The sequence below is a fragment of the Gracilimonas qinghaiensis genome, from assembly GCF_046602855.1.
Lineage (GTDB): Bacteria > Bacteroidota > Rhodothermia > Balneolales > Balneolaceae > Gracilimonas.
This window is the reverse complement of sequence record NZ_JBKINJ010000001.1, coordinates 1,714,770-1,735,149: the sequence shown is the minus strand read 5'-3', so window position 1 is coordinate 1,735,149 and position 20,380 is coordinate 1,714,770. Positions and strand designations below refer to the sequence as shown.

At 40.4% G+C, this 20,380-nt stretch carries 17 protein-coding genes and 1 riboswitch; of the genes, 4 read left to right on the top strand and 13 right to left on the bottom strand.

The genetic code is table 11. The features are described from left to right. Positions 1-27: 27 nt before the first annotated feature. The 4 genes from ACKGJO_RS07750 to ACKGJO_RS07735 form a co-directional block, all read right to left on the bottom strand. Positions 28-348: a heavy metal-binding domain-containing protein gene (locus ACKGJO_RS07750; protein WP_411322842.1), complete on the bottom strand. Its 321-nt coding sequence runs from the start codon at positions 346-348 to the stop codon at positions 28-30. Positions 349-489: 141 nt separating this feature from the next. Beyond that, positions 490-735, bottom strand: a complete 246-nt coding sequence (locus ACKGJO_RS07745; RefSeq protein ID WP_411322841.1) for an RNA recognition motif domain-containing protein — start codon at positions 733-735, stop codon at positions 490-492. 133 nt (positions 736-868) lie between these two features. Continuing rightward, positions 869-1,354 (bottom strand): 5-(carboxyamino)imidazole ribonucleotide mutase, encoded by a 486-nt coding sequence (purE, locus tag ACKGJO_RS07740; protein ID WP_411322840.1) that lies wholly within the window; start codon positions 1,352-1,354, stop codon positions 869-871. A gap of 67 nt (positions 1,355-1,421) precedes the next feature. Then, positions 1,422-2,582, bottom strand: a complete 1,161-nt coding sequence (locus ACKGJO_RS07735) for a 5-(carboxyamino)imidazole ribonucleotide synthase (protein WP_411322839.1) — start codon at positions 2,580-2,582, stop codon at positions 1,422-1,424. Positions 2,583-2,758: 176 nt separating this feature from the next. On the opposite strand from ACKGJO_RS07735, the gene prfA reads away from it, so the two are divergent. Then, the gene (prfA, locus tag ACKGJO_RS07730) at positions 2,759-3,832 is read left to right on the top strand and encodes a peptide chain release factor 1 (protein ID WP_411323285.1); all 1,074 of its coding nucleotides are present in this window, start codon (positions 2,759-2,761) and stop codon (positions 3,830-3,832) included. Between the two features lie 65 nt (positions 3,833-3,897). On the opposite strand, the gene ACKGJO_RS07725 is transcribed toward prfA, so the two are convergent. From ACKGJO_RS07725 to ACKGJO_RS07715, 3 genes are all read right to left on the bottom strand, one after another. After that, positions 3,898-5,502 (bottom strand): phosphoenolpyruvate carboxykinase, encoded by a 1,605-nt coding sequence (locus tag ACKGJO_RS07725; protein ID WP_411322838.1) that lies wholly within the window; start codon positions 5,500-5,502, stop codon positions 3,898-3,900. 267 nt (positions 5,503-5,769) lie between these two features. Beyond that, the gene (locus ACKGJO_RS07720; RefSeq protein WP_411322837.1) at positions 5,770-8,418 is read right to left on the bottom strand and encodes a tetratricopeptide repeat protein; all 2,649 of its coding nucleotides are present in this window, start codon (positions 8,416-8,418) and stop codon (positions 5,770-5,772) included. A gap of 76 nt (positions 8,419-8,494) precedes the next feature. Further along, positions 8,495-9,070 (bottom strand): sigma-70 family RNA polymerase sigma factor, encoded by a 576-nt coding sequence (locus ACKGJO_RS07715; RefSeq protein ID WP_411322836.1) that lies wholly within the window; start codon positions 9,068-9,070, stop codon positions 8,495-8,497. Positions 9,071-9,272: 202 nt separating this feature from the next. On the opposite strand from ACKGJO_RS07715, the gene ACKGJO_RS07710 reads away from it, so the two are divergent. Then, a complete protein-coding gene (locus ACKGJO_RS07710; protein WP_411322835.1) occupies positions 9,273-10,325 on the top strand; it encodes an agmatine deiminase family protein in 1,053 nt (350 codons plus the stop codon). A 1-nt stretch (position 10,326) separates the two neighbouring features. Here the strand turns inward: ACKGJO_RS07710 and ACKGJO_RS07705 are convergent, their stop codons facing one another. The 3 genes from ACKGJO_RS07705 to ACKGJO_RS07695 form a co-directional block, all read right to left on the bottom strand. Then, positions 10,327-11,616, bottom strand: a complete 1,290-nt coding sequence (locus tag ACKGJO_RS07705; protein ID WP_411322834.1) for a M20/M25/M40 family metallo-hydrolase — start codon at positions 11,614-11,616, stop codon at positions 10,327-10,329. Between the two features lie 120 nt (positions 11,617-11,736). Next, positions 11,737-12,927 (bottom strand): saccharopine dehydrogenase family protein, encoded by a 1,191-nt coding sequence (locus ACKGJO_RS07700; protein WP_411322833.1) that lies wholly within the window; start codon positions 12,925-12,927, stop codon positions 11,737-11,739. An 85-nt stretch (positions 12,928-13,012) separates the two neighbouring features. Then, positions 13,013-13,222, bottom strand: coding sequence for a cold-shock protein (locus tag ACKGJO_RS07695; protein WP_395080239.1), 210 nt, complete (start codon positions 13,220-13,222; stop codon positions 13,013-13,015). 319 nt (positions 13,223-13,541) lie between these two features. On the opposite strand from ACKGJO_RS07695, the gene ACKGJO_RS07690 reads away from it, so the two are divergent. Beyond that, a complete protein-coding gene (locus ACKGJO_RS07690; protein ID WP_411322832.1) occupies positions 13,542-14,840 on the top strand; it encodes an aspartyl protease family protein in 1,299 nt (432 codons plus the stop codon). Between the two features lie 105 nt (positions 14,841-14,945). After that, on the top strand, positions 14,946-16,457 hold the full coding sequence (locus tag ACKGJO_RS07685) for a S10 family peptidase (RefSeq protein ID WP_411322831.1): 1,512 nt from the start codon (positions 14,946-14,948) through the stop codon (positions 16,455-16,457). A gap of 209 nt (positions 16,458-16,666) precedes the next feature. Here the strand turns inward: ACKGJO_RS07685 and ACKGJO_RS07680 are convergent, their stop codons facing one another. From ACKGJO_RS07680 to ACKGJO_RS07670, 3 genes are all read right to left on the bottom strand, one after another. Beyond that, on the bottom strand, positions 16,667-16,876 hold the full coding sequence (locus ACKGJO_RS07680; protein ID WP_411322830.1) for a cold-shock protein: 210 nt from the start codon (positions 16,874-16,876) through the stop codon (positions 16,667-16,669). 367 nt (positions 16,877-17,243) lie between these two features. After that, positions 17,244-18,023 (bottom strand): S1/P1 nuclease, encoded by a 780-nt coding sequence (locus ACKGJO_RS07675; RefSeq protein ID WP_411322829.1) that lies wholly within the window; start codon positions 18,021-18,023, stop codon positions 17,244-17,246. Between the two features lie 313 nt (positions 18,024-18,336). Next, positions 18,337-20,007, bottom strand: coding sequence for an amidase (locus ACKGJO_RS07670; RefSeq protein WP_411322828.1), 1,671 nt, complete (start codon positions 20,005-20,007; stop codon positions 18,337-18,339). A 158-nt stretch (positions 20,008-20,165) separates the two neighbouring features. Continuing rightward, positions 20,166-20,380: riboswitch (cobalamin riboswitch) on the top strand.

Below are 20,380 nucleotides of genomic sequence, written 5' to 3'. Positions count from 1 at the left end.
GTGCATACTTACACCACACCTTAGCGTTTACTCTGCAAAAACAGCCGTACCACTAACGGTTACCATCAGCATGCTGCCGTTGGCACCAATAGTTTCATAGTCGATATCTATTCCTACTATGGCTGTTGCACCCACAGAGTTAGCTTTGAGTTCCATTTCCTGGAAGGCTAATTTGCGTGCAGACTGAAGTTCCTTTTCGTATGCACCGGAACGCCCACCCACAATGTCTCTGATTCCGGCAAAAAAGTCCTTGAAAATATTGGCACCAAGGATGGCTTCACCAGTTACAACTCCTAAATACTTTTTGATTTCCTTATGGTCCAGGCTATGAGTGGTTGTCATTATCATGTTCGATCTCCGGGTTATTTATGTTTATTATTTTACTTACTGAAAAAATAGCAAAATGTTACTCGAAAATTTCAGGATACAAAAAAAGCCCTTCTCATTTTAATAAATGGAAGGGCTAACGTTTAATACGAAAAGTAAGTATTAGTTACGAGGTTTTGCCTCGTTCACTTTAACAGGACGGCCGTCAATTTCTGCACCGTCCAATTGTTCTATAGCAGCTTCGGCCTCGGCTTTATTATCCATTTCCACGAAACCAAACCCTTTTGAACGGCCGGAATTTCGATCAGTAATTACTTTAGCAGAACTTACATCACCGTAAGCTTCAAATACTTCTTTGAGTTGATCACTGGAAACATCATAACTCAAGTTTCCGATATAAATATTCATAGTCTTTAAATATGTTTTAAAATTAAATTAGTAAGGATGATTCATGCTGAATCAAATTACACACTAAATAATGTACGCTATTTTAACTCTATCGCAAAGAAAACAGGGTAATTTTAAAGAATCAGTTGATAAATTATTTGAGATTCTCGGTCTTTTTTAACGATTCTTCGGCCATTTTTCGGTGATAGTCTGCCAGTTTTTTGGATAAACTCTTGTCAGTTATTCCCAGTATTCGAACAGCTAACAATCCGGCATTCTTGGCTTTGCCAATAGCTACGGTTGCAACGGGAATACCGTTAGGCATTTGAACGATCGAATAAAGACTGTCTACACCACCTAAGGCAGACGTTTTGATCGGTACTCCTATAACGGGAAGAGTAGTATGGCTGGCAAGCATACCGGGAAGGTGAGCGGCGCCACCTGCTCCGGCAATTATAACTTTCAGGTCCCGTTCACGTGCTTCCCGGCCATATTTTGCCATCAGATCAGGAGTTCTGTGGGCTGAGACCACTTGTTTTTCATATGGTATTTCAAATTGGTCAAGAATCTCTGCTGCTTCTTTCATTGTGGGCCAGTCACTATCACTGCCCATTACTACTCCAACTTTTGGTTCGCTCATGTTATTATTGCTGTGTTAATTATAGGTACTATTACAATGATATAATTCAAGCTAATGAAACCAGGATTCAGATCTCGATATTCCGGGTTACATGCATCGCTGTTTTATAGGTTTGCTCAAGGTTATCGCCCAATAAGGTATAGTGGGCCATTTTTCTGCCTACTTTACTTTGAAGTTTTCCGTAAACGTGAAGATGTCCGTCTTCTTCCTCAAAGGCTTTTAAGATCTCATCCGTTTGAGCAGGTCTTTGATGTGTTCCCAGTAAATTGATCATAGCAACAGCCGGAACTTTCATTTTTGAGGAACCGAGAGGTAACCCCAAAACAGCTCTTACGTGATTTTCAAACTGCGAGGTCACTGTTCCTTCAATGGTATAATGACCTGAGTTGTGAGGTCTGGGGGCGGATTCGTTTAACAAAATCTTACCATCTTTAGTAAGGAAGAATTCAAATGCGAAGATGCCTTTCCCATCAATAGCTTCAGTTGCTTTCACAGCTAGTTCCTGAGCCTTTTCACGATAGTGTTCATCAATTGGTGCGGGGGAAAGGACGGCCACACAAATGTGGTCCTTTTGAACGGTCTCACAACATGGATAAACCACAGTACCTGTTTCATTTCGAGCCACCTGAACGGCAATTTCATTCGTAAAGTCAACGAAGGCTTCAGCAACGATATCCCTGCCACTGTTTCCGCCAAGTTTGTCATAAGCTTGTTTCGCAGAGTCGATATTTTTTACGGTTTCATTTCCGTAGCCATCGTATCCGCCTTTGGACGACTTTAGGAGATATGGCCAGCCAAACTCTTCTCCAAAAGCCTTAAGATCGTCATTGGATTCAATAAGTTGATAGGGAGTGACCGGTATTCCGGCTGCTTCAAAGGTTTGTTTTTCTATCAGTTTGTTCTCGATCAAAGCAAAACTATCAGGAGATGGAAAGACCGGAGTTCCACTTTTCTCCTGAACTTCATTGAGTATCTCAGAGCTTATAAATTCGTTTTCAAGGGTGATCACATCACAATCTTTGGCGAATTCAATCATATCTTCTACAGAAGAAAAAGAACCGGAAGTTGAATACGGGGTCATGAATTGAACGGGTTCGTTTTCAGACCGGTCAGAAAAAACGGAGACCTGAATTCCGAACCTGAAAGCTTGTAAAGCACTCATGCGTGCAAGCTGACCGGCTCCTAAAAAACCTAATTTTAAATTTGCTGGAAGTGAGTTAGTTGCCATAAGAAGTTTTTCTTTTAAAGGTAAGGATATTTTGAGTTATGAGTTATGAGTTATGAGTTATGAGTTATGAGTTATGAGTTTATACAATCAGCATCTCAGGTGGATTCTAATTAAAGTATCAATACACTCATGAATTCCTTAATTTCGAATCCGAAAAAATCAGCCCACATATGGATATAGAAGAAAAATTAAAGCAGATAAAATCCCGGTTTGAAGAAGTTAATGCAGCTATGAGTGATCCTGCTGTGTTCGATGATCCGGATAAATACACGGCTCTCACCAAAGAAAGAAGTGATCTGGAAGAGTTGGTTGAAGATTATGATACCTGGATAGATCTCACCGGACGCCGAAAAGGCAATAAAGAACTCATAGAACAGAATGAAGATACTGAGATCACTGAAATGGCCCGCGAGGAGAATGAGGAGATCAAAGAAGAGCTAAATAAGCTTGAAGAGGAGATCAAAATGAAGTTGATCCCCAAAGATCCTGAGGATTCTAAAAATGCCATTGTCGAAGTCAGGGCAGGAACCGGAGGGGACGAGGCTGCAATTTTTGCCGGAGATCTGTTTGAAATGTATCGTCGCTATGCTGACAAAATGGGATGGAAGATGAGCATTCTTAGTATCAATCACTCTGAAAAAGGAGGTTATAAAGAGATCGTATTTTCTCTGGAGGGTGATGAGGTTTTTGGAAAGATGAAATATGAAAGTGGTGTTCACCGGGTGCAACGTGTGCCGGAAACTGAAAGTCAGGGAAGGGTTCACACTTCAGCTGCTACAGTTGCGGTTTTACCTGAGGTAGAAGAAGTAGATATAGACATTAACCCATCAGATATTCGCGTAGATACTTTTAGGGCAAGTGGGGCCGGAGGTCAGCATGTGAATAAGACTGATTCTGCCATTCGTTTGACTCACGAACCAACCGGAATCGTTGTAGAATGTCAGGAAGAGCGATCTCAGCACCAGAATAAGGAAAAAGCGATGACGATGCTTCGTGCCAAGATGTATGATATTGAGTTGGAGCAAAAACAGAAAGAGAGAGCCGCCGATCGTAAAAGCCAGATTTCAACAGGGGACAGATCGGCTAAGATACGCACCTATAACTTTCCACAAGGCCGTTTTACAGATCACAGGATAAATCTTACGCTGTATGATCTGGATAATATCATGAAAGGTGGTATTGATGATGCTATCAAAGCCCTTCGAGTGCAGGAAAATCTTGAAAAATTGAACGCTTTAGCTGAAGAATAATATCACATAAACAGAAAAAGCCCGCCTCCGAAGGAAGTGGGCTTTAAAGTTTTTAGATCCTGTAATCAGATCTTCGGTGCTGCGGCGAGCAGTTCTTCACTTGCTTCGTCTGTAAATTGTTCAAAATTATCTATGAACATTTTAGCGAGCTTTTTTGCTTTTGCGTCGTATGACCCAGCATCTTCCCAGGTACCACGAGGATTTAGAACGCTGTCAGGAACTCCTTCAACGTGCTGTGGAATTGAAAGCCCGAAGATTGGATCTTCTACATACTCAGCGTCATCAAGATTGCCTTCGAGGGCTTCTTTAAGCATTCGACGGGTGTGCGGAAGTTTCATGCGGTGACCGTCTCCATACTCACCACCGGTCCATCCGGTATTAACAAGCCAAACCGTCGCATTATGCTTACGGATCTTCTCTGCTAACAGTTCAGCATATACTGTTGGATGCAATGGCATAAACGGCGCGCCAAAACATGCAGAAAATGTTGCCTGAGGTTCAGTAACACCACGTTCAGTTCCTGCTACTTTTGCTGTATAACCACTTATAAAGTGATACATAGCTTGCTCCGGAGTCAGTTTAGAGATGGGAGGAAGCACACCAAAAGCATCAGCCGTTAAGAAGATTATATTCTCAGGATGTCCGCTCTTACCGGTATCACTTGCATTAGGAATAAAATCAAGCGGATAGGAGCAGCGTGTATTTTGTGTGAGGCTTACATCGTCAAAATCCGGTTCACGATTATCGTCCAAAACTACATTTTCCAGAATTGTGCCCGGTTTTTTAGTAGTGGCATAGATCAATGGTTCGTTCTCTTTCGACAGATTGATGGTTTTAGCATAGCAACCACCTTCAAAATTAAAAACGCCATCTTCACTCCATCCGTGTTCATCATCACCGATCAGGATCTTATCAGGGTCTGCAGATAATGTTGTTTTTCCGGTACCTGAAAGACCAAAGAATACAGCAGTCTTGCCGTGTTTGTCATGATTGGCGGAACAGTGCATGGCCATGACGCCTTTCTTTGGAAGCAGGTAATTCATTACTGAAAATATCCCTTTCTTCACTTCACCGGAGTACAAAGTACCGCCAATGATGATCAGTTTCTTCTCGAAGTTGCAAAGGATGAATGTGCTGGTTCGTGTGCCATCCTTTTCAGGGTCTGCCTTAAAATGAGGGGCCGCCATTACCGTAAATTCAGGCTCATGATTTTTGAGCTCATTTTCAGATGGCCTGATAAACATGTTGTGGGAAAATAATCCGTGGTAAGCCGCTTCACTGACAACTCGAACATTTAGCCTGTTTTTCTCATCAGCTCCACAAAAAAGATCTTTTACAAACAGGTCTTTATCTTTTAGATAGTCAACGGTCTTTTTATAAAGATTATCGAATACCTCTTCTGAAATGGGTTGATTGATCTCACCCCAGTCAATGTCATCGTGTATGGAAGGCTGATCGACAATATATTTGTCTTTTGGAGACCGGCCTGTATACTCACCAGTTAGAACTCTTAAGGCGTGATCTTTGGTAAGAATAGCTTCACCTCTGATAATGGCCTGTTCATAAAGTTCGGGGGGAGTCAGGTTCCAGTAAACATTTTCGTTTTCATTTAAACCCAGATAATCTAATCCGATGTGGCTTTTAGGATGTGATTTGTAATCTACACTCATGCTTTCGTTTTAATTGTTTTTAAGAGCTGATAAGGTAAGCATTTGAATTATGAATTTTAAGGTTAGAAAGCGGTTAAAACGAATTTTGAAGGCATTTATACAAATCTATGGAAGCGCTTTTATATCTTATGTCTGAAACATGTTTTACCTAAATATGAATGACTTTATTGGAATTGGGGTGAATACTTAAGGTGATATTGTTAGAATCTCGGAGAATATATTTCAAGATCGAAATTTTGTTTGCAGGCTTGCTTACATTTTCATTTATCAGTCAATAAAATTTTGAGATAATTCATCGATCAGAGAATCTTCAGAATTTTGATATCCCCACAGTTTAGCATCATTAAGATACTTGTCTATTGTATTTTTTACATCTGCATTGTCTTTTCCATAACTCGTGATAAATGCTATCAATGATTGTCGATATAAGGAATCAGCAGCTTCAAAACGATTTGTTTTGACCATAATATCAGCCAGGCTTCGTAAATTTTGAGCTATGTAAGGATGGTTTTCATTTTGATAAACGTTTCTTCTTATTTCCAGGGACTCTGAAAAATGTTTTTCAGCCTCAGAATATTTCTTTTGATTCTTAAGTAGTGAGCCAATACCCGTATGATCTGAGGCAACGTTAGGATGATATCTTCCAAAATATTCTATATCCATAGCTAGTACTCTTTTATAAATTTCTTCCGCTTCATGGTACTCTTTCATATCAATTTTTAGGTTTGCTCTATTATACAATGCAGAAGCTACACTTGGATGATCACTGCCTAATATATTTTCTAATACTTTGTAGGATCGCTCAAACAAAGTGTCTGCCTTTGAGTATTCCTGAGTATAGTAATATAATCCAGCAAGGTTATTTATAACGGTGGCCGTGTTCAAATGGTTTTCTCCGTGTAAACTGACAGCCATATCCACTGCTTTTACATAAAGTGATTCAGCTTCTGCAAATTCACTTAATTCTTTGTAAGAGGATGAAATTCCCATTAATCCGGATAGAATATCAGGGTGGGGGGGGTCAAAAAGATTAGTGCTGATATCCAAATGTTCATTCCAGATATCAACTGATTTACGGAATTCTCCCTTCTCTGACAGAATGGTTGCATACTCTTTTAATATGCTTAGGTAATCCCTGGTTTTTGTCTTACGAAGGCCTGTAAATATTTCACGAGCCGATTGTATGACTTGAAAAGCACTGTCAATATTACCCATATCCTTTAGTGTTTCAGCCTTGAGGCGTAAGCTGTTACCTAAGTCAATATGTGGTTTCTCAAAGATCTTACTTTGATACTCCAGAGCTGTATCAACCAAGGCAAGTGTCTTATCATAATCTCCTAATACGTGTTTTGTTTGTGCAAGAGAAAAGTATGCTTTCGCTAATTCAGGATCAGATACTGAGTACAAATCTTTTGATAACTCTACTGATTGATATTTCAGTGAGTCGGCTTTTTCAAGTTTATTCAATAGACTGTAAATAGAACCCAATACTTCCATCAATCGATTTTGGACCAAAGGTTGGCTTGATAGGTTACCAATCTTTTTTTCACCTGTATTCAGTAATTGAATAGCAGTGATTTCATTTCCCCGGCTGTTTACCGGCGCATTAGCTTCAAAAAGTTCAATCAGGAAGTCCGTTACCTCATTTGCAGTTTGTGCTTCAGTTTTTGCAATATTTCTTTCATGCCTCAATTGGTCAGTGTAATAAAGAGCGGTTGATATAAGTATTATTAAAGTAACTACAGTGTAGGCTAATGGCTGTTTGTTTCTCTTTATAAATTTTTGGGATTTGTATTTGAAGCTCCCCTCATGTGCACTTACGGGGAGTCCTGTTTCATAATGTTTTAGATCTTCCAGAAATTCACTGGCCACACGATACCGCCTGTCGTATTCTTTGCGCATAGACTTCAAAAGAATAGCATCCAGGTCGCCTTTCAGTAATTTCTTTAACTGTGGGTTGTTGATTACTTCACTAGGTTTACAAGGCTCATCCTGAATAATGGTCTGTTCCACTTCGTAGCGTGTTTTATTATCCAGTGGGTAGGGGTCTGTGCCGGTCAATAACTTATAAAATACAACCCCCAGGGAATACATATCGGTTGCTGTGGTGATACGCTGTCCTTTGATCTGTTCAGGAGCTGCGTAGCGTGGCGTAAGTATTTTTGAACCGGTTTGTGTCAGCATTAGGTTATCTATATCCTCCAGCAACTTTGAGATGCCGAAATCCAGGATCTTGACATTTCCGGAACCGTCGATCAATATATTATCGGGTTTTAGATCACGATGTACGGTCAGATTTTCATGTGCATTTTGAACAGCTTTAAGAACCTGTTCAATGAGTCGTACCTTTTCGCTTACCGTGCACTGTTGTTTATCACAATATTCAGTGATGGGAAGCCCGTCTACATATTCCATGATGATATAAGGAAATCCTTCATCCGTCACACCACCATCATAGAGCTGGGCAATTCCGGGATGATTTAGTCTGGCAAGAATCTGCTGTTCACGCTTAAAACGCTGAATATTCTCTTGTGTGGCCCTACCATTGCGGATGATTTTGATGGCTACCTGATGGTTGAAGCTGGCATCGGTGCGTTCGGCAAGGAAAATAACCCCCATGCCACCTTCCCCTATCTTTTCGATAATGGTATATGAGCCAAACTGAGTTCCTATCAGGGTATCGCTGGAAAGGGAGTTTACTGAATCAAAGTTTTCATCAAATACCTTCTGACGGTAGCCTCTAAGGCCTTCCAGCCATCCCTCAGAATCAGTGATGGATTGCAGCATTTCAAGAACTTCAGCTTTAAGGTCCTTATCTGTGCAGGTTTTTTCCAGGTAAGGGATGCGTTGGTCTTTAGGCAGATCCAAGACCTTATCAATGATTTCTTCAACTTTTTTCCACCTCGATTCACCCATGCCAATTACTTTTATGCTACTCTGTTCGGTTTAATATTTACATACGAAACTGAGTCCGGTACTAGGTCAGAAATGGTCAACTTAGTTCAAATCGCCCCTTTAATTCCTTATAAAGCCAACCGCGGGCTTTCATCCAATCTCTTTTAACGGTGCTGTTAGATACTCCGAGTGCTTCGGCAGTATCTTCTATACTCATATCACCAAAGAAACGCATTTCAACAACCTGAGAAAGTCTTTCGTTGAGTTTTTCAAGCTTATTCAAGGCTTCATCAATATTTATCAGATCTTGTGCTTCCTGTTCATGTTTTCTGAATATTTCATCAATAAATGTGAGGTCTTTATCTTTTCCGCCTCGTTTGAGAGCATATTTCTTTCTTGCATGATCAATGAGGATCTGACGCATACATTTCGAAGCAATGGCCAAAAAATGACTTTTATCCGTAAAATTGATACAAGTTTGGTCGATCATCTTGAGGTAAGCTTCATGAACCAAGTCAGTTTTTGAAAGTGTATGGTCATCTTCCTGACGATTCATATGACCATATGCCATTTGACGTAGCTCGCCATATATAACGGGATATAGTTTATCGAATGCTCCTTGTTCTCCTGACTTCAATTGCTTTAGCAATTGAGTTACTTCTTTTTTTTCCATCTGCACATTAATTAAACTGTGTCCTCAATATTTTTAACCCGTTTGTACTTAGATTACAGCAAACACTTGCTTTAAGGACAGTACGTATATAAACATTCTTTTCAATATTATCAAAGGTCTGGAAAAGTGGCAGTAAATCGAAATAAGATCCATAACTTCGGTAAATTAATGTCAGGATACTGAAATTAAAAAAAGGTTATAGATGCACTCCGGTAAAAAAATATATATGCCGGCTGAGTGGGAGCAACATTCAGCAACTCAGTTACAATGGCCCTCAAATTTAAAACTATGGCCCGGTGAGATATTAAAAAAGCTTGAAGAAATGTATTGCAAGATAATTGAGGAGCTTCATTTCTTCGAGGTTATACATTTGTTCGTGGAGGATCTGAGTGTCCGCAACAGGGTCATGAACAAGCTATCCTTAAAAGCTGTGGACCTCGATCGAATTGTTATTCACCAAAAGAAAATAAATGATATCTGGGCCAGAGATTGCGGACCTATTTTTGCAAAGAATGAACAGGGCGATCAAGTTATAATTGACTGGGGCTTTAATGCTTGGGGGAAAAAATATATGCCCTGGAGTGATGATGACTCGATTCCTTCATTTGTTGCACATAAGTATAATAAAAAGTGTTTATATCCTGGAATGATCCTTGAGGGAGGTTCAATAGAAGTAAATGGCAAGGGTGATATTTTGACTACGGAATCGGTTTTACTGAATGAAAATCGCAACCCGGACCGGTCAAAAAATGACATCGAAAAGAAGCTTCGGGAATACCTTGGAGCGGAACAAGTTATATGGCTGAAGGAAGGTTTATCAGATGATGGGCGGGACGGGCAGATACAAAATGTCACCAGATGGTTGAATAAAGACACGGTCTTAACAGTGGTAACTACCGACGAGTCACATCCCGATCATGACACACTGCAGGAGAATCTTGAAACACTTAAAACCGTGATTTTGACAAATGACAAGCCTTTAAATGTAGAAATATTAGAGCTACCTGAATGCAGTTCTGACAATGCAGATAGCAGTTATATGAAAAATAAGGGCTTGAGTTATTCCGGTTTCTATATTGCAAACGGTGCTGTGTTAGTGCCTCAATTTGGTCAGAGTAGGGATAGAGAAGTAAGAGGTCTGCTGAAGAGATATTTTCCGGGCAGAAAAATTATTCCAATTGATTGCACCTCAATTGCTTACAGAGCAGGAAATATTCACAGTATAACCCAACAGTGGCAGGGAATTACCTATTGAACTATTTATTAACTGATTTAACAGGTAACCGGGTAGGGGTTGCTTCACCTGAGACAAGCAATTCTGAGACCTGAGCAATGGCCCGGATCGTATTGGTTGTATGAGTAATGTTGATGGTACTGAATTCATCTGATACCTGATGATAATCCTGATCCACGTCTATGGGTGTGGTACTTATAGTATGAGCCGGGACGCCTTTTTCAGCTAAAGTAGCATTATCAGATCTATAAAATAGATTTTGATTTGGATATGGGTCGGCGTAGAATTTGAAATTATCAGGTGAATGTTTTCTGAAAATTTGCCCGAAAGAAGTTAGATCAAATCCTGTAATCCAGGCTGTGTTTTCACCCTCAACGGCCGGTTTACCGATCATTTCAATATTAATCATGGCTGTGATCCTGTCTGGTTCAATGTGTTCTGAAAAATAGCGGGAACCAAATCCGCCTGTTTCCTCAGCCGTAAATCCAACAAAGTATAATGTACGCTCAGGTGTTTGCCCGTTAGAAAAATAACGAGCCAGTTCTATGACACCTGCCACCCCAGATGCATTATCATTAGCTCCATTAACCACTGAATCTTCTTCTACCGGATTAACAATACCGAGATGATCATAATGGGCGGAAAATAGAATGATCTCGTCTTCATTTTTACCCGGAATCTTGCCTACAATATTTTCAAGATGCATTGTATCCAGATTATTTACGATCTCAACTTTTGCACTATTTATTGGGGCATCAGATATAACAAAGAGGTCGTTAGGCTTCTGATCGATCTCCATAGTGCGATTTGCACGACTAAAGTATGAGCGATACCTGTTAAACCAGTCAATATGATCTTTAGATACGGCTATGATAGAAGACTCATTATCATGTCTGTATGAATTAAAGGACTCCCTAAAGTCATCTGTTTCGCTAATTTCTTTCAAAGAAACATCACTTAATGAAAAGCTTAAAGAGTCGGTGTTGGTAATGCTAAAGTATCTGTGCTCTTCAATGTTTTGACCATTTAAGGTTACCGAAGAACGGGCAGGGGTGATAGAGTATAAAGTGAATGTTTGCCGGAAATCATCATAGACCGGTGTTAATCCGATTTCAGTAAATTCCTTAGCAATAAAATTAGCCGCCTTTTTGATGTCAGGACTCATGGCATGCCGACCCTTCATGTCATCAGAGCTTAGCGTACTTATGATACGTGCAACATTATGCTGGGTTATCTCTTGTCTGTTATTACAGGAAGTTAGAAATAAAACAAGTGTTGCCAGAATGAGCAGCAATACTGAATTAGTATTCATTGATCGAGAGCTAGTCTAAAAAAATTTTTCAAGACAATGTTAAGAAACCAAATCAATTGTATTTGAAAAAAGATGCTACACGGGCGTAAAGCTCTGTAAAAGCGTTCTTTATAATTGTTTTTAACTGACTGAAATGTTCAATCCACGATCCCTTAATCGTTCAATGAAATCAGGCCCTAAAGCTGAAACTGTGGTTAAAAATCCCATTCTACCCAAATAGGAATTGTTGTTCTCAGCCAGGAATAGTGCAGATTCGCATAAGAAAAAGATAGTTGACTTATTTCCCGGGTCACCGGGGTAAAACATGTTTAGCTTTTTGGAGCTCCTATTTTTATCAAAAGCATAGGCAGTAAGTTTGAAGAAGCCATTTTCAATACTTTTTTCAGATGGTCCTTCACCGGGAGCCGGCATGATCTTTCTAATGAAGGCCTGGAACCAGCTGAAAGGGCCTAACATAGTGAGGGATAATATAAAGACAGAAATAAACAAAAAGGGGAATGGGTTGTACCAGCGTCCGAGAGCAGAATGCTCACTATAGCCAATACTTTCAGCATATTCTTTTTTTTCTTCACTGAATAATGCTGCTGATTTATAGACCACTTTAGAATTAATGCCCCCCATGATAAATGGAACTGACCATTTATTTATCATGCTATCGTATCCAAAAAATTGAGCACCGTCCGTTTTGTGAACTTTCTGATTTTGATCTTTAATGAGTAATTGCGGGTCGCCCATTTTTTTATATTCACCGGTTTCAAACTTATTTAACATAGTGGCAATGGTTCCACCGTTGAAGCCACCGCTTATACGGTAATAAGATTTGATCGATAACTTTTCAGGATCATTGAATTCGCTGCTTAGCAGATAAGCAGTGATATCGGCGGGAACACTATCAAATCCGGAAAAGGGGATCAGTATAGAGCCGCTTTCAATAGCTTCTTTTTCGTATTTTTTGATCATCTCACCAATGAATCCTACTTCACCGGTTATATCCAGATAATGAGTACCGCTTTCGGCGCACTGCTTTATCAGCTCTTCTCCATATAAAGAAAATGGACCGGCTGTAGTGACAATTATTCGTGTTGCTTGAATTATATGCTCCACGTCTTCAGGGTTGGTTATGTCAACTCTGAAGCAGCGTTTGGATTCAATTCCATTTTCGCCGGCAACTTTTGAAAGTTTTTCAGGATTTCTGGCAGCGATCCCCCATTTCAGCGCTTCGGGGGCATGGTCATTGAAGTATTTAACAGCCCGGCGTCCGGTAAATCCGGTGGCTCCCACTAATATTATATCAAAGGTTTCAGAAGTCATGATCTTATTATTATTAAAAATTCACAGGCATAAAAAAACCCCGCACATAATTTACGTGCGGGGTTTGAATTTCTCTAGGCGAGAATTAGCCAACGCGTGATACTTCTACTGCGCTTAAGCCTTTAGGTGTTTCTTCAACATCATATTCTACTTCTTCACCGTCTGCAAGCCCCTCTTCAAATCCAAGGTTTTGAATGTTGTTGCGGTGAACAAAGATATCTTTTCCACCATTGTCCGGCTCGATGAATCCAAATCCTTTTTGTGCATCAAACCATTTAATTTTACCGTATTCCATAATTGTGTTGTGTTGTATTGAGTGCATCTGAAGGAATATCAAAAGATAATCCGCTTAAACAGATGCTTATTTTTTGTTAGTTGTACAAACTAGAGGGGAAACAAATACTATACTAAATACTAATACTGATTCTTACCATACATTTGCATTACCCTTAATATCTTCTTTATTACAATTAATACCAAATATGTACGTATAAATTGTGATTTTTCACTTACACAGGAAATATTTGACTCGTCATAACTTTTTTTTCGAATTAGCGAATAGAAATATTGGTTCTAAAAACACAAATAATGATCAGATATCAGGCAGTGAGTAGATGAGGTTGATCCCCAGAAATATAAGGTTTGCAGTTATGGGCGTTGCCATGGTTCTACTGCCTCTACTAGGTGTGTTGCCCGCAACAGCTCAGTCGGAAGAAAAACCTACCTTCTGGCTGATGGGGGACCGAAGTGAGAGACTTGTAATGCCTTTTGAATTGATCAACAATCTTGTGGTTATTGAAGCAAGAATTAACGGATCTGAACCTATGAAATTCATTGTAGACTCAGGGGCCGGTAGAAATATTATTACATCTCTCTATAACAAAGAGATCTATTTAAATAACACTGAAACGGTCCTGCTTGCAGGATTGGGCGAGGGTGAAAGGCTTGAAGCCTTTCGGTCAACAGGAAATCAGGTGCAAATAGAGCGCATCGCAAGCAATGACGTAGAGGTGTTGATCCTGAAAGAAGATGTCTTTCGGCTTGCTTCTTTTATGGGTACAGAAGTACATGGAATTTTAGGCTTCGATCTGTTCGATAGTTTTGCGGTCGAGATAGATTATCGGGCCAAGCTTTTGAAAATATATGATCCGGTCAAAGCTGAGGAAAAGTTTGAAAAACTGCCAAGGCACAGAAAATGGTTTACCATTCCTATCAGTGTAGAGAATGAGAAGCCTTATGTAACCATTTCTTTTAAAAATAACAGGAATGACGACTACTCAGATCTGAAATTGTTACTTGATACCGGTGCCAGTAATTCTCTTTCATTTTATGACCCCACCAGTGATGAGATTGTGCTGCCTGATAATACTATCAGTACTTTGTTAGGTATAGGGCTGAGTGGAAATGTGAGTGGTGAACTGGGAAGGATAAAAAAAGTGAAATTCGGACCATTTGAGTTCGAAGAACCGGTGGTTTCATTTCCGGACAGTTTGTCGGTCAGAAGAGCTTTTGGGTTTGATGACAGGAACGGAAGTATTGGAGGAGATCTGCTTCGCCGATTCAAGGTGATCTTCAATTACCATGAAGGGCTTCTATATCTGAGGAAAAATAAAAACTACAACGATGACTTTACCTATAATGTGAGTGGAATTGAGGTTACAACCCCGTATCCGAACCTGCCATATTATGAAATTTCATATTTACGTAAAAATTCACCGGCTAAAAAGGCTGGTCTCAAGGAAGGAGATATCATCAGAAAGGTGAATGGTAAAAAAGCAGAAGAACTAACACTAAATGATCTTTTAAATATATTTCAGAAAAGAGAAGGAGACAGGGTAAGAATGACAGTCAAGAGGGATACGGTTTCAGTCTCTCTTCGTTTTGATCTTAAAGATGAGCTGCAACTCAACTGAAAATGCTTAAGGTCAGTTAATTACTTTTACTGAATTTGACTAACTATTGATTCTGTAATTTGCTAAATACAGAAACAGACCAATTTTTAATCAATTATCAGAATCATGTATAAAAAGTATTTATTGGCTGCGACCACAGCTTTTATTTTAACGCTTTTTTCAGTCACCGCTACGTTTGCTCAGGATGCAGACTCTTCCAACAAGCGTACTCCTAAAATTGACTGGAGTAACACTACCGCGCACGAAGTTGAGATCAAGGGAGATAAAGTTCCCTATACCACTACAGTTGGTAATCTTCCTGTTTATAATGAAGATGGTGAGATAATAGCCTCTCTTTTTTACACTTATTACCAACGATCTGATGTACGTGACAATACACGCCGACCACTTGTGTTTTCCTTTAATGGTGGGCCGGGATCAGCATCTGTATGGATGCACATCGGATACACGGGACCTAAGCAACTTAAGATCGATGATGAAGGTTTTCCAATTCAGCCTTATGGTGTTGAAGATAATCCGCATTCCATCCTTGACGAGGCCGATATCGTTTTTGTGAATCCGGTGAATGTAGCTTTCTCCCGAATGGTTCATGAAGATGCAGAAAGGGAAACATTTTTTGGGGTGAATGCTGATATTGCCTATCTGGCTCAGTGGATCGATACTTTTGTTTCAAGAGAAGACAGGTGGCCATCACCCAAATACCTGATCGGTGAAAGCTATGGAACCACACGTGTTGCAGGCTTGGCTGACAGGCTGCAATCATCACACTGGATGTATCTTAACGGAGTGATACTGGTTTCTCCAACAGGTCTTGGAGTTGATCGTGATGGTCCGGTGGGTGATGCCACTCCCTTGCCATATTTTGCTGCCACAGCATGGTATCACAATGCATTAACACCGGCACTGCAAAACAAAGATCTGGATGATATACTGCCGGAAGTAGAAGAGTTTACTATCAATGAGTATATACCTGCTCTTGCAAAGGGCGGTTTCATCAGTGATGCTGAAAAGAACAGAATTGCAGAGAGGGTTTCCTATTATTCAGGTATTTCGAAGCAAGCTGTTTTGGATTGGAACCTGAGAATTTCCACATCCTTTTTTTGGAAGGAACTGCTTCGTGATGAAGGCTTGACGGTGGGTCGCCTTGATTCCAGATATAGAGGCATCGATCGCGAAACCGGTGGAGAGCGGTATGACTTCGATCCTGCTTTAACTGCATGGAATCATGCTTTTACGCCCGCAATCAACCACTATCTGAGAGATGTACTTGGCTATGAAACCGATCTACAGTACTGGACATTCGGTCCGGTTCACCCTTGGGATAGAAGTGGTGATTACACCGGTGAGAATCTGAGATCTGCTATGGCAGAAAATCCATTCTTACATGTCATGGTGCAATCAGGGTACTACGATGGAGGTACCAATTACTTTGATGCCAAATATACGATGTGGAATATGGATCCCAGCGGTCGACTTCAAGACAGGTTATCATTTAAAGGATACCGTTCCGGTCACATGATGTACTTGAGGGCAGAAGACTTGGCTACATCAAATGAGGATATTCGTGAATTCATTCAAAATTCAATTCCTGAAGAGGGTATGCCTGCAAAATACTAATTTCAGTCTGGTATTAATTCTAAACTATATATGGCCACTCTGTTGAGTGGCCTTTTTATATGCTTTTAATTTTGAAGGAAGGTGAAGTAAGGCAGAAAATCAGGTAAGTGTGCATTCACCCGCTTCTAGTGATTGAAGGGATATTAATACATAAAAAAAGCCCCAAACAATTTAATGTTTGGGGCTTCAAATGTTTTTCGAACGTTAAATTATTCGAGAATGTAAACTTCAGTGGCGCTAAGGCCTTTATCAGTTTCTTCTACTGCAAATTCAACTTCTTCGCCATCATTGATGCCTTCGTTAAAACCAAGGTTCTCAATGTTGTTGCGGTGTACAAAGATGTCTTTGTCACCATTGTCCGGCTTGATAAATCCAAAACCTTTTTGAGTATCAAACCATTTTACTTTACCGTATTCCATAATATATATGTAGTGTTGTTTCGCAGGCACAGTGTACTGAAAGCTCAATATGAGCAGACTTCATTTCTTAAAATCGGCTGCGAGAAAATTAAATGTTAGTTATACAAACCAGAGAAGGGAAATTTTACTGTACTAAATAAATAAATACCGATGTTGCCTTTAATTAATTTGCACTCCTAAGTTCTCCTTTATTCTACACAATACCAAACTTTATTATTTATGAATAGTGGAAGTTTGATGCCATAGGCGGCTAGGTCAATGTGGGAATAAAATATCTCTTATCTTTATTATTTACAGATGATTAAAATGCAATTTCAGAGTGCAAGCATCCTGTTTGATTTTCCCTTGATGTCTATGCTCAATTAAGTTAACCGTAGATATCATTGATAATTCCTGCCATGCGGATACCGGCTTTGAGAAGCCTTAATTCAACAGTACTCCAATTCTTATATGCATATTCGTAGCTGAGTTCTTTGTTTTCGGGGATGTCATAAACCTGTGGCAGCGTAGATCGTGATTCACTGGCCCAATCCAGAATTGTAGCACTTTGCCATTCCCTGATCTGATCAGCCGATGCATAATTAATGAAATCTGACAGCTCAGTAAAGCTGAGTTGCTTGTCATCGATCATTTCACTGTCCCAAACACGGTGCAGATTTGAGTTATCCCAGAACCATTGTAGTTTTACATCATTACCACCCCGATCAGTTCCGTTACCAACATGCAGCGGTTGATGAATATCCCCAACAAGGTGAACCAAGATCTTCAGGTTTTCGGCCTCTTGTTTTGGAGTTAATCCTCCTTCTTTTAATTCTCTGATTGCCTTTCTGAGAGCCCAGATAATGTCACCGGCTTCCTCTTTTTCTACGGTCTCATAAGTTTTTCCTTCGGGAATAGTCACATAATGCCACGTGTTCATGTAGTCATACGAATCGTCTGAGCGAACTTCATCCATCCAGGTGCTTACCTGCGCCAGGCTTTCATGGCCTAATATTCTCTTGACTTCTTTGGCAGCTTGCGGAGTCAGGTATTGTTGGGCAATGTCACCGGTTGTTCTGTGGCCAATTTGCCCCCAGCGAAGGGCTTCATCAGCCGAGCTTGAAAATCCAAAAATGAAAATGAATACTAGAGTGGTGAGTTTTAGCATGATAATATCTTTTATTTGTTTTACTCAAAGATAACAGGCTATATATTATGATTCAGTAAATTATTTTTTTCAATTTATTTAAAAGGTTATCAACGTCCAGTAGACGATTGAACATCTCAATATTACCATCTGAATTAATAGGCCATTGATCTTTTGGGCGATCCCTGTACAACTCTACACCATTGGTGCTCCCGACATATAGCTTCGGAAACACTATGGCCTTGTGAAATAAACCGACACCTTATTTAGGAACCGTTACAGCTACATTGACTTGGTGTGTGTCGAATCTAATTTAGTGAGTTGTGTTAGAATATTATTCTAGAAACAGTGGCGGATGTTTTTTATGGTGATCCGTGGCTTCCTGGTAAGCTTTAGCAACTGACAGTAATGTGGCCTCATCAAAAAGACCGCCGACAAAAGTAATGCTGGTTGGTGAACCATTGTCTGCAAAGCCATTAGGCAGCACCACGCTAGGATGTCCGGTTAGATTGGTAACCAGAAGATTTCCACCGCCAAAAGAAGGAGATATATATACATCTAAATCCTGCATTACGGAATCCATTTTTTGTACAAGTTCGTAGCGTGCACGGCTAGCATTGATGTATTCCACAGCCGGTATAAAGCGAGCTGCCCTAAAGGTGTTTGGCCAGGCATTAGGCGTTTGCCACTGCATCAGGTCATCCTGATCAGTTAATGTGAGTTCATCAAATGCAGCAGCGCCCTCGGCTGTTAGAATGATGCGAAGTGGTCCAGCTTCATAATTAGGAAGCTCAATTGGGATCAGTTCAACGCCCATCTCACGCATGGTTTCAAGTACAAGACTGTCCCTGCCTTTGTTCCAGTAATCCTGTTCAAAAGCTGATTTCAGGTATCCGATCCTGATATCGGTGACATCGATAGTCGCATCGTAATTAAACGGCAGATCGACAATCGTTTGATCCTTTCCATCGGGTCCGTAAATAGCATTGAATACCAAAGCGGCATCTTCCACACTTCGTGTGATAGGTCCGATCTTATCCATGGTCCAGCTTAAAGCCATGGCTCCGGTTCGACTAACGCGACCATAGGAGGGTCGTAAGCCCGTTGTCCCGTTTCTTGTTGAAGGCGATACAATGGAGCCAAGAGTTTCAGTACCAATAGCAAAAGGGAATAACCCGGCGGCAGTTCCTGATGCCGATCCGGCTGAAGATCCGCTGGAACCTTGTTCAAGATTCCAAGGGTTATTTGTCCTGCCTCCAAACCAGATATCTCCGTAAGCTAAAGCACCAAGAGTGGTTTTAGCGATCAGTACAGCACCAGCTTGATCAAGCTTCTGCACAACTGTGGCCGTTTCATTGATCTGCTGATCTTTATATGGAGTGGCCCCCCAGGTAGTCTTATAACCTTCTACAGCAAGAAGGTCCTTGGCTCCGTATGGGATCCCATGTAGAGGCCCCCGGTAAATTCCTTGCTCCAATTCTGCATCCACTCGTTCAGCTTGTTCCAAAGCGCGTTCTCTCGTTACCGTAATAACAGCTTCAAGTTTTTCATCATACTTTTCGATACGACCAAGAAAAAAATTCGTCAACTCTACTGATGTGATCTTGCGATCCTTTATAAGAGAAGCAAGCTGCCCGACGGTATAGAAAGCCAATTCATTCATTTCATCAGGAAGATCGACGTTCTGAGGCATATCCCATTTTTGAGCACGCTGCTGGAAATCGAATCTTTTGCCGACAGGGATCGGATTAAAATTTATTGATGGAGGTATATCGTTGTTGAGCTTCATATCTCGAATGGACTGAAGGTCTTTACGGGTATCAGAAAGGGCTTCGATCATAGTATCACGTTCAGTATCAGTAAACTCCAAACCAATGATTGAGGCACCATCTTTGATCATCTCAGAAGTGATGGGTGCGTTTTTATCCTGTATGAGTGTGAAGGCAAACAGAAAACCAACCAATATGCCTGCCGTGAAGAGCATGATTTTATTGAGCTTTTTCATAATGATGAGATGATATGTATTGAAAAGAGGTAACTAAGTTTTGCAGATAGAATTATTGGCAGAATAGGGCAGTAAGTCAATGCATAATATGTAATATTTTTTTCGCTTTGATGATCAACTGAATTTATGATTTGAATTTTAGATGGGGATGCCTACTTTCAGAACAACTTAATGTTTGGTCTCAGATCTGTTCTGAGTTAAAAGGGAATCTCGTGAAAAACGAGAGCTGTTCCCGCAACTGTAATCCGAGTTTGATGATCCCTGATCATCAGATCACCTGCAGCCTCACCTTTGCCACTGTTCTGAATGTTTTCGGAGCGGGAAGGCGCTGCCAACGGAAAGCCAGGAGACCTGCCGTCATTAAACCTTAGCA

Bases quoted from the DNA above. Each gene is read 5' to 3' on its own strand.
- ACKGJO_RS07675 (WP_411322829.1), bottom strand. From the start codon at position 18,023: ATGCTAAAACTCACCACTCTAGTATTCATTTTCATTTTTGGATTTTCA.
- ACKGJO_RS07710 (WP_411322835.1), top strand. From the start codon at position 9,273: ATGCACTCCGGTAAAAAAATATATATGCCGGCTGAGTGGGAGCAACAT.
- ACKGJO_RS07745 (WP_411322841.1), bottom strand. From the start codon at position 735: ATGAATATTTATATCGGAAACTTGAGTTATGATGTTTCCAGTGATCAA.
- ACKGJO_RS07685 (WP_411322831.1), top strand. From the start codon at position 14,946: ATGTATAAAAAGTATTTATTGGCTGCGACCACAGCTTTTATTTTAACG.
- ACKGJO_RS07700 (WP_411322833.1), bottom strand. From the start codon at position 12,927: ATGACTTCTGAAACCTTTGATATAATATTAGTGGGAGCCACCGGATTT.
- ACKGJO_RS07720 (WP_411322837.1), bottom strand. From the start codon at position 8,418: ATGGGTGAATCGAGGTGGAAAAAAGTTGAAGAAATCATTGATAAGGTC.
- purE (WP_411322840.1), bottom strand. From the start codon at position 1,354: ATGAGCGAACCAAAAGTTGGAGTAGTAATGGGCAGTGATAGTGACTGG.
- ACKGJO_RS07750 (WP_411322842.1), bottom strand. From the start codon at position 348: ATGATAATGACAACCACTCATAGCCTGGACCATAAGGAAATCAAAAAG.
- ACKGJO_RS07695 (WP_395080239.1), bottom strand. From the start codon at position 13,222: ATGGAATACGGTAAAATTAAATGGTTTGATGCACAAAAAGGATTTGGA.
- ACKGJO_RS07680 (WP_411322830.1), bottom strand. From the start codon at position 16,876: ATGGAATACGGTAAAGTAAAATGGTTTGATACTCAAAAAGGTTTTGGA.
- ACKGJO_RS07690 (WP_411322832.1), top strand. From the start codon at position 13,542: ATGAGGTTGATCCCCAGAAATATAAGGTTTGCAGTTATGGGCGTTGCC.
- ACKGJO_RS07670 (WP_411322828.1), bottom strand. From the start codon at position 20,007: ATGAAAAAGCTCAATAAAATCATGCTCTTCACGGCAGGCATATTGGTT.
- ACKGJO_RS07705 (WP_411322834.1), bottom strand. From the start codon at position 11,616: ATGAATACTAATTCAGTATTGCTGCTCATTCTGGCAACACTTGTTTTA.
- ACKGJO_RS07725 (WP_411322838.1), bottom strand. From the start codon at position 5,502: ATGAGTGTAGATTACAAATCACATCCTAAAAGCCACATCGGATTAGAT.
- ACKGJO_RS07735 (WP_411322839.1), bottom strand. From the start codon at position 2,582: ATGGCAACTAACTCACTTCCAGCAAATTTAAAATTAGGTTTTTTAGGA.
- ACKGJO_RS07715 (WP_411322836.1), bottom strand. From the start codon at position 9,070: ATGGAAAAAAAAGAAGTAACTCAATTGCTAAAGCAATTGAAGTCAGGA.